General features: G+C 42.5%; 11 protein-coding genes and 2 tRNA genes. 12 read left to right on the top strand and 1 reads right to left on the bottom strand.

Annotated elements, in window-relative coordinates; genetic code table 11:
• The first annotated feature begins 115 nt into the window (after positions 1-115).
• The 12 genes from tdh (at position 116) to EJN84_RS09370 (ending at position 13,036) form a co-directional block, all read left to right on the top strand.
• Positions 116-1,141, top strand: a complete 1,026-nt coding sequence (gene tdh, locus EJN84_RS09425) for an L-threonine 3-dehydrogenase (protein ID WP_129595189.1) — start codon at positions 116-118, stop codon at positions 1,139-1,141.
• Between the two features lie 309 nt (positions 1,142-1,450).
• Positions 1,451-2,353: a glycosyltransferase family protein gene (locus EJN84_RS09420; RefSeq protein ID WP_129595188.1), complete on the top strand. Its 903-nt coding sequence runs from the start codon at positions 1,451-1,453 to the stop codon at positions 2,351-2,353.
• Positions 2,354-2,402: 49 nt separating this feature from the next.
• Complete coding sequence (locus EJN84_RS09415; protein ID WP_129595187.1) at positions 2,403-3,695, top strand: hemolysin family protein; 1,293 nt, start codon at positions 2,403-2,405, stop codon at positions 3,693-3,695.
• A 29-nt stretch (positions 3,696-3,724) separates the two neighbouring features.
• Positions 3,725-4,384 carry a transaldolase family protein gene (locus EJN84_RS09410; protein ID WP_129595186.1) on the top strand — a complete coding sequence of 220 codons (660 nt, stop codon included), beginning with the start codon at positions 3,725-3,727 and terminating at the stop codon, positions 4,382-4,384.
• 200 nt (positions 4,385-4,584) lie between these two features.
• A complete protein-coding gene (locus EJN84_RS09405; RefSeq protein WP_129595185.1) occupies positions 4,585-5,667 on the top strand; it encodes an aldose epimerase family protein in 1,083 nt (360 codons plus the stop codon).
• Positions 5,668-5,709: 42 nt separating this feature from the next.
• On the top strand, positions 5,710-7,008 hold the full coding sequence (locus tag EJN84_RS09400) for an MFS transporter (protein WP_129595184.1): 1,299 nt from the start codon (positions 5,710-5,712) through the stop codon (positions 7,006-7,008).
• Between the two features lie 24 nt (positions 7,009-7,032).
• Positions 7,033-8,181 (top strand): galactokinase, encoded by a 1,149-nt coding sequence (gene galK / locus EJN84_RS09395; RefSeq protein ID WP_129595183.1) that lies wholly within the window; start codon positions 7,033-7,035, stop codon positions 8,179-8,181.
• An 86-nt stretch (positions 8,182-8,267) separates the two neighbouring features.
• The gene (locus EJN84_RS09390) at positions 8,268-8,960 is read left to right on the top strand and encodes an NUDIX hydrolase (RefSeq protein WP_129595182.1); all 693 of its coding nucleotides are present in this window, start codon (positions 8,268-8,270) and stop codon (positions 8,958-8,960) included.
• Between the two features lie 87 nt (positions 8,961-9,047).
• Positions 9,048-9,731 carry a DUF4919 domain-containing protein gene (locus tag EJN84_RS09385; protein ID WP_129595181.1) on the top strand — a complete coding sequence of 228 codons (684 nt, stop codon included), beginning with the start codon at positions 9,048-9,050 and terminating at the stop codon, positions 9,729-9,731.
• A gap of 395 nt (positions 9,732-10,126) precedes the next feature.
• A tRNA-Leu gene (locus EJN84_RS09380) sits at positions 10,127-10,210 on the top strand.
• Positions 10,211-10,220: 10 nt separating this feature from the next.
• Positions 10,221-10,304 (top strand) — tRNA-Leu (locus EJN84_RS09375).
• Between the two features lie 1,220 nt (positions 10,305-11,524).
• The gene (locus tag EJN84_RS09370) at positions 11,525-13,036 is read left to right on the top strand and encodes an NAD(P)H-hydrate dehydratase (RefSeq protein WP_165004236.1); all 1,512 of its coding nucleotides are present in this window, start codon (positions 11,525-11,527) and stop codon (positions 13,034-13,036) included.
• On the opposite strand, the gene EJN84_RS09365 is transcribed toward EJN84_RS09370, so the two are convergent.
• Entirely contained in the window at positions 13,028-13,393 is a 366-nt protein-coding gene (locus EJN84_RS09365; RefSeq protein WP_129595179.1) for a hypothetical protein, read from the bottom strand. The two genes, EJN84_RS09370 and EJN84_RS09365, sit on opposite strands and share 9 nt — an antisense overlap.
• Positions 13,394-13,407 lie beyond the last annotated feature (14 nt).

Here is a 13,407-nt window from a genome sequence, read left to right as displayed (position 1 = left end):
TTCATGTTTTAGAAAAAAGAATTGAACCATTAAGAAATTAAGGGAAAAAGAAAAACTTATCGTCAATTCGCAAACATAACGTATTCTTAAAACCTTCATGTTTAAATAAGAAATTATGAAAGCCTTAGTAAAACTACGCCCCGAAAAGGGAATTTGGATGGAAGAAGTGCTGGTCCCATCCATTGGTGTGAACGATGTTCTCATCAAAATAAAAAAAACCGCAATATGCGGAACGGATCTGCATATTTATGAATGGAACGAATGGGCACAACAGACCATCCATACCCCCATGACCATCGGACACGAATATGTGGGCGAAATAGTGGAAATGGGCAGTGGCGTCACCAATCTCAAGATAGGCGATCGAGTAACGGGTGAAGGCCATATCGCCTGTGGACATTGCCGTAACTGTCGTCGCGGAAAATTACACGTTTGCGAAAATACCATTGGGGTGGGAGTCAATCGCGATGGCGCCTTTGCGGAATATCTGTCGCTCCCCGCATCCAATATAGTGAAGCTCGATCCTCGCATCCCCGACGAAATAGCCTCCATCATGGATCCGTTTGGCAATGCCACACACACGGCACTTTCATTTCCGGTGATTGGCGAAGATGTGCTCATCACCGGAGCCGGGTTAATCGGTAATATGGCCACTGCTATCTGTCGCTTTGCGGGAGCACGTTATATTGTGGTAAGCGACATGAGTGAATACCGACTGAATATTGCAAAAAAAATGGGAGCTACCGTCACCGTCAATTTGTCCAAAGGAGAAACTGTTGGTCAAGCCGTGAAAGACCTGAAAATGCGCGGCTTCGACGTCGGGCTCGAAATGTCCGGAGCTCCTGCCGCGTTTCGCGATATGATCAGTCACATGTACAATGGTTCTAAAATAGCTCTGCTCGGCATTCTGCCCAATTCCACATCGGTCGATTGGAACACCATTATTTTCAAAGCTCTTACCTTGAAAGGTATCTATGGTCGCGAAATGTGGGAAACATGGTATAAAATGGAGCAAATGCTCATTTCGGGCATCGACCTCACTCCTATAATCACTCATCGTTTCTCGATCGATGATTTTCAGAAAGGGTTTGATGTCATGGAGTCCGGCCAATGCGGTAAAGTGATTTTGAATTGGGAATAATTTTCCTCGACTTTTCACTTTCGATTAAGCTTCGGCGTTGATAGTCCTCTCCTGCCGCACGATTGTATCGTCCGGCAGCAACGGGATTTTAAGCGAAAAAGGTTGGCAAGCGTGCTTGTCAACCTTTTTCATGCTCGCTCAATAAGATAATTATTCCGATGAGTTTGCGATAACGTATTGTGTGGTACGTGAATATGTCTTGGAATAAAATGTGCAATTTTTTTCTCACAATATTTTGGACATTTATGTTAGCCATTCGGCATAAAAATTCCTATTTTTGCGTGCAGATCGATAAATTTTTTAGAAACAATGAAACCTACATTATTTGTATTAGCAGCAGGAATGGGAAGTCGGTACGGCGGACTGAAACAGTTGGATGGAGTGGGACCGAGTGGTGAAACCATTATGGATTATTCGATTTACGATGCCGTACATGCAGGATTCGGTAAATTGGTGTTTGTGATCAGGAAATCTTTCGAAAAAGATTTCAGGGAAAAAATCGTGAAAAAATACGAACACAAAATCCCCGTGGAATTGGTTTTTCAGGATTTGGACAATCTCCCGGTAGGTTTTTCGGTGCCCGAAGGTCGCGAAAAGCCGTGGGGCACAAACCATGCCGTGATGATGGGCAAAGATGTTATTCACGAACCGTTTGCCGTAATCAATGCCGATGATTTTTACGGACGCGAAAGTTATAAGGTGTTGGCCGATTATCTTTCGAAATTGGACAACACTCGCAATCAATATTGCATGATCGGTTATCGGGTCGGCAACACTTTGTCGGAAAGCGGAACGGTAGCCCGCGGCATTTGCGAAACCGATGCCGAAGGCAATCTCACAGGCGTGGTTGAGCGCACACAAGTGATGCGCATCGATGGCGAAGTGAAATATAAGGATGAGAATGACCAGTGGATAAGCATTCCCGACAATACGCCGGTTTCGATGAATATGTGGGGCTTCACTCCCGATTATTTTGAATATTCCGAAAAATATTTCGTCGAATTTCTCAAAAAGAACATTCAAAATCCGAAAGCCGAGTTTTTTATTCCACTGGTTGTTAATGAACTGATCGTAAACAACACGGCAAAGGTGAAAGTGCTCGACACCCCGTCCAAATGGTTTGGCGTAACCTATGCCGAAGATCGTCCGGGAGTGGTTGCAAAATTGCAGCAATTGGTGGATGACGGAGTTTATCCTTCGCCGCTTTGGTAATAAACTTTGCATTGATAAATCGCAATCTGTTTCGAGAAAATATTAACGAATGATAGAAGTCCTGATCATATTGTTGCTGATTGTTCTGAACGGTTTTTTTGCCTTGTCGGAGATAGCCGTTGTGTCGAGCAGTAAAACCAAACTCGAATCGGAGAGAAAAAAGGGAAATAGCGGTGCCGAAACGGCATTAAAGCTAAAAGCCGATCCCGACAACTTTCTTTCTGCAGTTCAGGTCGGCATCACATTGATCGGAATCGTCAACGGAGCCTACGGAGGTTCGACTCTTTCGGTATATGTTGAGCCATTCTTCCGGCAATTTGCATGGAGTGCTCCTTATGCATCCACCATATCCATTATTCTGGTAGTTTTTCTGATTACCTATGTTTCGATCGTAATCGGAGAATTGGTACCAAAAACCATTGCGCTCAACAATCCCGAAAAAGTCTCGATTTTTGTTTCGCGGCCGGTTCATGTCGTCAGTATTGTTTTTTATCCTTTCGTGCGGTTGCTGGCTACTTCTACCAGTCTTTTCAACAAATTAATCGGATTGAAACCCGTAAGCGGCACTCTGTCGGAAATGGAGTTGAGAGCCATGCTCAAGACTGCTTCCAAAGAAGGTGTGATCGAAAGGGAAGAAAATATCATTCACGAGCAGGTTTTCTATTTTTCCGACAAGCGAGCCCGTCATTTGATGACGCATCGCACCGATGTGGAGTGGGTGAATGTCTTGCAAAAAAAAGAACAAATTGTAGCCGATTTGTTGAAATGCAGGCACAGCAAGGTTTTGGCATGCAATGGAAAACTCGACGATTTTGTGGGTATTATTTCCATCAAAGAGTTTTTGATTGCTTATTATGCAAATCACGATTTCTCGCTCAATGAGTTGGTGCAGGAGCCTCTGATTTTCCCGTCTTCGTTGCGCGCTCAAAAAGTACTCGAAACCTTCAGAGATAAGCATAAGTCTTTTGCAGTTGTGGTTGATGAATATGGAAGTCTTGACGGAATTATCACGCTTCACGATATCTTCGAGAACCTCGTTGGAACACTCGTGGATGAAAATGAAAACGAAGAACCCGATATTTTTATGCGCAACGATCACTCGGCTCTGGTCAACGGTGAAGCTCCACTCGAAATATTGACGCTTTTTCTCGACGATTTCATCATCGATTTCGAAACAATCGATTATTCCACAATAGCGGGTTTCGTTTTGTCGAACATCAATAAAATTCCACAGGTAGGCGATAAATTTGTTTACGACAATACCGAATTCGAAATAGTGGACGTGGATGGAAACAAGATCGACAAGGTACTTATTACCAAGAAGCAAAAAGATTCAAAATAACAGTTTCAACTTTTCTAAACTTCATTTTCATGAAATTTTTTCTCGAATCTGCAAATCTCAACGAGATAAAGAAAGCACACGATTTGGAGTTGCTCGATGGAGTAATCACTCATCCGAAATTCTTAGTTGAAGAAGGAATAAACAACAGAGAGAAGACCATCGCTCATTACAAATCGATCTGTAAGATTGCATTGGGTGCCGACCTTTGTGTTGATATCGTAGCTACCGATTACGATCGCATTATTAAACAAGCAAAATTTTTGGCAGCCATCAGTGGTCAAATAGTTATCAATATTCCGATGATGCCGGAAGGGATAAAAGCTATCAAGTTTTTGAAAGCGGAAGGAATAAAAACCAACTGCACCTTCATACATTCGATGGGACAAGCACTTTTAGCGGCAAAAGCTGAGGCTACCTATGTTACTCCGGATATTGCCTTTGTCGGAAGTTCGTTTTCGAAGACTCTTTCTTCTATCAAAGAGCTTCAGAATATCTATAACACTCTGCCCGGTCATCCACAAATTATCGTTTCGCGTGTTTTTGATCCGGAATCTGTCGTGGAATGTTCGAAAATAGGAGTTGACGTAATTGTAACCTCTATTGATACGATCCATAAATTGATAATGCATCCACAAACTGATGTTGACAGGGATAAATTGTTGAATGATATCAATTTAATCGATTATTAAAGCTCCGCAAACAGAAAAAATCAGAAGCTGATCAAAAAAATGACACTGAGTGAATCAAAAAAATGTCGGAAAAAGTTCATTTTTGTGTTTTATAACATATTTTTTTAGTGACAATCATTCGGAGTTTTGTGTTACTTTTACACGAATTTTAATGAATGTCCAATCTTCATCAACATCTTTTATTTATTCACCTGAGAAATATGTTTATACCAAAACGAGAAAGTAGATCCGGTTTGTTACAAGAAGCATTCGCAAAAAATGTTGACGGCAAGCAAACCGGATTATACGTTCTCACCAACAGCAACGGATGCGAACTTGCCATAACTAATTATGGTGCAAAAATAGTCGCATTAATCGTTCCCGATAGGGGCGGAAACTTTGTGGATGTAGTAACGGGTCACGATTCTATCGATGATTATCTGACATCCGAGGAGGCTTATTTTGGGGCTGTCTGCGGACGCACCGCCAATCGCATAGCCAAAGGTAAGTTTACGCTCGATGGCAAGGAATATACACTTGCAATCAACAACGGACCCAATAACCTGCATGGGGGCATCAAAGGATTCAATGCCGTAGTATGGGATGTTCTCGACATCGAGAATAGTCGCATTCGGCTTCACTATCTTTCGCCCGATGGAGAAGAAGGATTTCCCGGAAATTTGAGTGTTACGGTAACTTATACGCTCACCGACGAGAACGCAGTTGAAATCGATTATCGTGCCGAAACAGATCAAGCAACCATTCTCAATCTCACCAACCACTCTTATTTCAACCTGTCCGGGGCCGGCGATCCGACGATAGGCGATCATTTACTGCGGTTGATGGCTGATACCTATCTCCCGACCGATGAAACGGCCATTCCCTACGGTAAGCCCGAACCGGTGCGTGGAACGCCCATGGATTTCACCGAAGTGCATACAATTGGTGAGCGGATAAACGACGATTTTCAGCAGCTGGTTTTTGGTAATGGATACGACCATAATTTCATCCTCAACAAGCAACATCCCGACGATTATGTGTACGCCGGAATGCTCCAATCTCCCAAAACAGGGATTGTGATGGAAATGTACACTTCACAACCCGGAGTTCAGATGTACACGGGCAATTGGATGACCGGAAATCTTGTCGGCAAAAAAGGGCAGCGCTATCCGGCGCGATCGGCAGTTTGTTTCGAAACACAACATTATCCCGACAGCATTCATCATCCCGAATATCCGTCCATCATTTTGAGACCCGGCGATATTTTTGAATCAAAGACTACTTATAAGTTTTTAGTTAAATAACTTCAATCAAATTCCAATAACAATTTTAAATTTATCACTTTTATGGCAGAGAATAAACAACAGGGAAATTTGGTAGCGATCATCATGATGATCATTCTGTTTGGCATGATCTCTTTTGTTACCAATTTGGCAGCGCCGATGGGAATTGTACTCAAGGCACAATTCAACTTATCCAATTTCATGGGAATTTTGGGTAATGCTGCAAACTTTATCGCTTATGCAGTAATGGGAATTCCGAGCGGAATTTTATTGCAAAAAATCGGTTACAAAAAGACGGCTTTAGTTGCTGTTGCAGTCGGATTTATAGGCGTTGGAATCCAGTTATTGTCCGGTTATGCAGGTAATTCGGCATTCGGTGTTTATCTGATAGGGGCTTTGGTCGCCGGATTTTCGATGTGTTTGTTGAACGTTGTAGTTAACCCAATGTTGAATACATTAGGTGGTGGCGGCAACAAAGGCAATCAATTAATTCAGGTGGGCGGATCATTTAATTCCGTAATGGCTACTGTTACTCCGATGGTTGTCGGAATGTTGATTGGCGAAATTTCTAAAGACACCAATATTCGTGATATCTTCCCGTTCATGTACACGGCAATGGCTGTTTTTGCGGTTGTTTTTGTTGTGCTTGCTTTTGTAAAAATACCCGAACCAAATGCCGAAACAACTTCCGAACCGTTAGGTCAGCTAATATCCGGAGCCTTAAAGTTTCGTCATTTTGTATTGGGCGCAATCGGAATTTTTGTGTATGTTGGCGTTGAGGTCGGAACTCCCGGCATCATGAATTATTTTTTGGTAGATACAAATCTCCCCAATCCTTTAAATCCGACCACTGCTGGTTTTGTTGCCGGCACATATTGGTTTTTGATGTTAATTGGTCGTTTGGTTGGAGCTTCCATCGGCGGAAAAGTTTCGAGTAAAACAATGCTTACCGTAACTTCCTTTGTGGGAATTATTCTGGTGCTGTTGGCTATGTTTTTGCCTACATCTAAAGAAGTTGCTCTTCCAGTGTTGAAGAGTGTAGAAGGCGTAACGTCATTTGGACTGCTCAATGTTCCCATTAATGCTGCGTTCCTTGTGCTTGTTGGCTTATGCACATCCATTATGTGGGGAAGCATTTTCAACTTGGCCGTAGAAGGATTGGGCAAATATTTGGCCGCTGCCTCGGGTATTTTCATGGTATTGGTTTGCGGTGGCGGCATTTTACCGGCATTGCAAGGCTGGATTGCCGACGTTGCCGGATATTTACCGAGCTATTGGGTAGTTGTTGCCGGTTTGGCTTACTTGTTCTTTTATGCAACTGTCGGATCGAAAAATGTAAATACGGATATTCCAACTAAATAGACCAGCAAGTATAATTGATTTAACATGAGTAAAAACGAAATAATTCAGATTTTTCAAGAAAAATTCGGCGATCAGTCGCCGGAAGTTTACACCTCGCCCGGCAGGATCAATCTGATTGGCGAACATACCGATTACAATGGTAGTTTTGTTTTTCCCGGCGCAATCGACAAAGGGATGACCGCAGCCATTCGGTTAAACGGAACGGATAAAGTGAATGCTTACGCAATCGATTTGAACGAAAACTCGTCTTTCGGGTTGAACGAAGAAGATGCACCGAGTGAAGGATGGGCAAAATATATTTTTGGAGTTTGCCGCGAAATCATCAAACGTGGAGGCCGTGTCAAAGGATTTGATACGGTTTTTTCGGGAGATGTTCCGCTTGGTGCCGGTATGTCGTCTTCGGCAGCCCTCGAGAGCGTTTTTGCCTATGCATTGAATGAGATGCTGAATCTGGGAATCGATAAATTCGAACTTGCCCGCATCGGTCAGTCCACCGAACATAATTATGTGGGTGTCAAGTGCGGGATTATGGATCAGTTTGCTTCCATTTTCGGGAAAAAGGGACATCTCGTACGCCTCGATTGCAAAACGATGGAACATGCATATTTTCCGTTTGATCCAAAAGGGTACAAACTCGTTTTGTTGGACACGGCAGTAAAACATGAGCTTGCATCATCGGCCTACAACAAACGCCGTGAATCGTGCGAACACGCAGCTGCTACCATTCGCAAAAATCATCCCGAAGTTGAATTTCTGCGGGATGCGAACATGGATATGCTCGACGAGGTAAAAAACCAAATATCGGAAGAAGACTACATGCGGGCAAAGTATGTAATCGAAGAAACGCAACGGGTTCTTGACGTGAGTGACGCTTTGCAGCAAGGCGATTACGAAACGGTTGGTCAGAAAATGTATGAGACGCATTACGGAATGAGTAAATTATATGAGGTGAGTTGCGAAGAACTCGATTTTCTGAACGATGTAGCCAAAGAAAATAAAGTAACCGGCTCGCGTGTGATGGGTGGCGGTTTTGGCGGATGCACCATCAATTTGGTGAAAGATGAGTTGCACGACACATTTATCGCCGACGCAATATCAAAATTCAACGAAAAGTTTGGACACGAACCCAAAGTGTATGAGGTAGTAATCAGTGACGGAGCCCGAAAGCTGTAGAAACTGCTTTTCCCGTTTTTTAATATCAGAAGTTGGAGGTTCGAAATAGCTTCCAACTTCTTTCGATAAAATTCAACCCCGAAAACATGATCAGCACTTATTATTCCGACAATAGTACGTTTTTTGTTGCAGTTGACTGCATTATTTTTGGTTTTAAAGACAAAGATCTTCATATATTGCTTACACGTCGTCCCGTAGAACCACAAGGCGGACAGTGGTCGCTCATGGGCGGATTTATGGAAGAAAACGAAAGTTTGGATCAGGCGGCCGAAAAAGTGCTTTACAGATATACCCAACAAAAGGGAATTTATATGGAGCAAGTGAAAGCCTACGGCGATGTGAATCGAGATACAGGGGGAAGAGTTGTTTCTGTGGCTTTTTATGCGTTGGTTCGACTTGAGGAATTCGACACGAGTCTTGCAAGAAAATTTGATGCACGTTGGGTTAAGATTCAGCAATTGCCCAAATTGATCTTCGATCATAACCGGATGGTAGAAGACGCCCTTACGCTACTTCGTTACAAAACGTCGATGCAACCTATTATTTTCAATTTTTTCGATAAAAAGTTCACACTTCCGGCTTTGCAAGATTTGTATGAAGCTATCTATCAGACACCTATCGATAAAAGAAATTTTCGAAAAAAGATTGCTTCCATGCAGATTCTCGACAAGTTGAATATCAAAGACAAAACGTCTTCCAAACGTGGGGCGCACTACTATGCCTTTAACGAAAAAAAATACCAACAATTTATCCGAGAAGGGAAACGATTTTCACTTTAATGATTAAGGATTCTTAAATGATTTTGTTTGTTGAAATGGAATAATAGGAATAATTTTGCTGGAGATTATTTATCAAAACATTAGAACATGAAAAAATTTACAATCCTTTTTTTCTTTATTTCGGTAGTGCTTTCGGCTTTTGCTCAAGATTTTAAGGCAATTGATTATAAAGCGATAGAGAAGAACGTCAAAGATTCGTCTTCCCCGTATTATTACCCTGTATTGATGGAACGATACTCTGGGGGTGATTCTACATTCACAATCGATGAGGTGCGTCACCTGTACTATGGTTATGTTTTTCAGCCGACATACAATCCCAACGATACATCGTCCTATAACAACAGTTTGATGGAATCTCTATCGAAAACACAATTGTCGGAAGTCGATTATCGACAAATCGAAAAAGATGCCGATGCTCTTTTGGCAGAAGATCCTTTCAATATTCGTGCCATCAATGCCAAATTGCTTGTGTATGCCCAGAAGAACAACGTGGACGAATATAAAAAACTTGCCGGCCAACGCAAGGCTATTATGGATGCTGTATTGAGTTCGGGCGACGGAATTACTAAAAAAACCGCTTTTTATGTCATCAAAGTTTCGCACGAATACGATTTGTTAAACATGTTCGGGTATAAATACGGTGGGCAAAATAAGCTCACAGACCATTTTCACTATTTGTCGCTGGCCGAAAATCGGTTTGGAATAGATGGCCTCTATTTTGATATCACGCCTGTTCTCGATTTTATGAGCAGAGAAAATCAGAGTCGATAAAACGGTTCGTTCCTATTATATTCGAGAAATTGCCGGAATAGTTTTGTCCGGCATTTTTTATCTCATTCAGGTTATCTCCATAAAAGCCGGAGACAACGATAAATTAGCCTTCCCCTTCCATTGATATACATTCCATCGATTGTCAACACACTAAAAATATACCCATATTTCAACGAATGTTTAGTTTTATTCTCGGAATAACAACCTTATTCAAGGTAGATGTCGGAGACAAATCCAATGAAAAAATGTTTCGAATTCGATTGCAAAAAAACATTTGCGTTTTTCGAAAAATGTTGTAACTTTGCGCCCGCTAAGGTTCGTGAGACACTTTAGTCCCGCTTTCGGGGGAACAGGAAAGGGCGGCAGCGGTCGCAATTTTTACCGAAACATTGAACGCCCGGATGGCGGAATTGGTAGACGCGCTAGTTTCAGGGACTAGTGTCGGTTACGACGTGCAGGTTCGAGTCCTGTTCCGGGCACTTATTTATTGCGCAGGTGGTGAAATTGGTATACACGCTACTTTGAGGGGGTAGTGCCGGTTACGGCGTGTGAGTTCGAGTCTCATCCTGCGCACATAGTTCGATTCACAAGTAAGGGTATTCCCAAAAGGAATGCTCTTTTTTTTGTGCGTTCCGCAAGCCGTTTGATGTTGCAGAAAATCTTGGGCGGGGAAAGCGATTCGGAGAATTTCTATGTTTTGTTTATTTCCTTCTATTTTGACAGAAATTTCGCGACTGATGAATGCTTTTTTTTCTGTGGTAATACTCACTCCTTTTATTACCGAACGACCATTATTCTGCTGCATTATATGGTCTCCCTTTTGCGGAACGACCAATCGCTATTCGAAAAGGTTACCGGACTGTTAAAGGAACGATAATTTTCTGCCGAAAATTACGACTTGTTATCACGAGGAACGGCTTTTGTGCACAGACAAAACCTACTTTCCACGCTGAGGAACGACTTTTTACCGGTAAAACACCCTCTCCGCAGGATGCAGAGTGGCCTGTTTTTGCCGAATTGCCTGCTCCTCATCGTGCGGAACGACCTTTTACTATCGAAACAACTCACTCCGCAAAATGAGGAACGACCTTTTTCACCCGAAAAAGGTTATTCGGCGTTAAAAGCAACGACCTTTGTTCGCAGACATAACTCACTCGTCGCCCCGAGGAACGGGTTTTGACCGCGGTCAAAAGCCACTCCTCCTTAAAAATAGTTATCAAAAATGGAGAAACATCCCATAATTTGTTAACGAAGTGAACGACAAAGAGGGTAAAAGGTCGTACCTCAAGGTGAAAAGTGACCTTTATCAGCGGTCAAATGTCGTTCGTCATTTCGGAAAGTACATTTTGTTCGCGGTCAAAAGTAGGTCCGCAAAATGAGGAGTGACCTTTTTCTCCGGTCAAAACCTACTCGTCGCGTTACAAAGTGTGAAAAGTGATATAAAACTGCCGTTTCAACTTAACGACTATATCTAAATGTAAATAAACGTGAACATATTTACGAATTGAAAAGAGTGTGATATTAAATAAAAATTGATAGTTCTTTTTATGAGTTAACCCTAATTTCGACTAAAAAAAGTCGTTATTCGGAGACGAAAAAGGCCTAAATGGTTCCCTAAACACGTCAGAGAAGGAGTGCTGCCTTAAATTGGTGTATGAATATGACGATTCATTTCAAACGTAGAACCTATTTGTTGTATTGCGTCTGCTTTTTTCATTCTTATCTCTTTTTCGATTGCGGAAAACAATATGTCGTCATTTTTGCTATCTTCGCATAAAAATCGCTTATTATCGATGAAAATACTCACATCCGAACAAATCCGACATATCGATGCCGAAACCATCTCACGACAAGGTATCCCTTCACTCGAACTTATGAAACGTGCTGCTCGCGCATTTTATAATCGTTTCGTAGAGCTTTTTCCGGATAAGAATACTTCCGTATTGATTGTTGCCGGAATGGGTAATAATGGCGGCGACGGGCTTGTGGTGGCACGTTTGCTGCATCAGTCCGGATATAGGGTAAAGGCATTTATTGTGGAATACGGTACGAAATATTCGGAAGATTGTGCCCATAATGTGCGTAGAGTGAAAGCCGAAAATATTTCGAACGCAAAGATTGTTACAGAGGCCGATATTCCGGATATGAGTGCGTATGAAGTGGTCGTAGATGGAATTTTTGGCACTGGTCTGTCGCGTGAACCGGCGGGTATTGCAGCCGAAGTGATTCGCAGAATCAATGCAAGCGGTAAGCCCGTATTGAGTATTGATGTGCCGAGTGGCCTGTTTTTGGACCGCAAAACATCGTTTGCCGTACACGCTTTGGAAACAGTTACTTTTCAAATTCCGAAATTGGCTTTGTTTTTGCCGGACAATCACCATTTCACCGGAAACGTTTCCATTGTGAATATCGGATTGGATGAATCGGCCATCGCTGAAGCGGAAACCGATATATTTTTCGAAGAAAAAAAATGTATTCGCGGTTTACTCAAACCTTTGTCGAAATTTGCTCATAAAGGGACAGAAGGTCATGCACTTATTGTGGGAGGGAGCTTAGGTAAGACAGGAGCAGTATGTTTGGCAACAAAAGCGGCTTTGCGAACCGGTTGTGGTTTGGTGACGGCATTTGTGCCCAAATGTTCAACGTTGGCTCTTCAGTCCAATTTTCCGGAAGCGATGGCGATAGAAGACAAGACGGATAATTATATTTCGGATATCGCGTTCGATTTGCATCCTGATGCTATTGGAATCGGAATCGGCATGGGAAAGCACGAAGAAACACAACTCGCTTTACATCGATTTTTGCAGAAAAACAGTACACCCTTAGTTGTCGATGCCGACGGACTGAATATTCTTTCGATGCATCCGGAATGGATTGAACTGTTGCCTCCTAAAAGCATTCTGACTCCTCATCCGAAAGAGCTTTCGAGACTGATTGGCGAATGGAGAGATGATTTCGAGAAAATCGACAAAACACGGCAGTTTGCGCGGCAACACGATGTAATAGTGGTGGTGAAAGGTGCTTACTCGCTGGTGATAGACGCCGAAACACTGCATGTCAACAGCACCGGAACGCCCGCCTTGGCAACGGCCGGAAGTGGAGACGTGCTTACGGGAATGATCACGAGTTTGCTTGCGCAAGGCTACAAACCGATTGATGCTGCGCGGGTAGGAGTGTTTCTGCACGGATTGACGGCCGATATTACGGAAAAATCTATATATCCGCGAAGTTTTATCGCATCCCACATTATCGAAAATATTGGAAATGCCTATTTTGACATGGAAAAATCAAATGGATTACTTTAGTCCCGACAACCATTTCTGGGCAGCCAATCCTACTATAGGCAAAGGTTTCTCCTCGCCGTTGGCTGCTCTTATAATGCCCATGACGAAAAATATAAACAGCACGATACCTATCAATCCGAAAGCCAAATTAAATAAGCCTCCGAGAAATCCGTTTCCTCCAAATATTGTTCCAAAAAAAGATGTCAATGCTCCAACAATAAACAAAAAGGCCGATTGCCGAAGATGAAAAGCACCCAGATTTGTTCGATTATTGGTATGCAGCACATAGGCGATAATCCATCCAATGATGGTAAGATAGCTGACAATGGCAACCATTTTCCCGCTTGACGAAGAATTTGTATTTGCTATATCTGACATAAACTATCGGTTTT

The organism is Seramator thermalis, assembly GCF_004138125.1.
GTDB lineage: Bacteria > Bacteroidota > Bacteroidia > Bacteroidales > Dysgonomonadaceae > Seramator > Seramator thermalis.
This window is presented reverse-complemented; position numbering and strand designations above follow the sequence as displayed.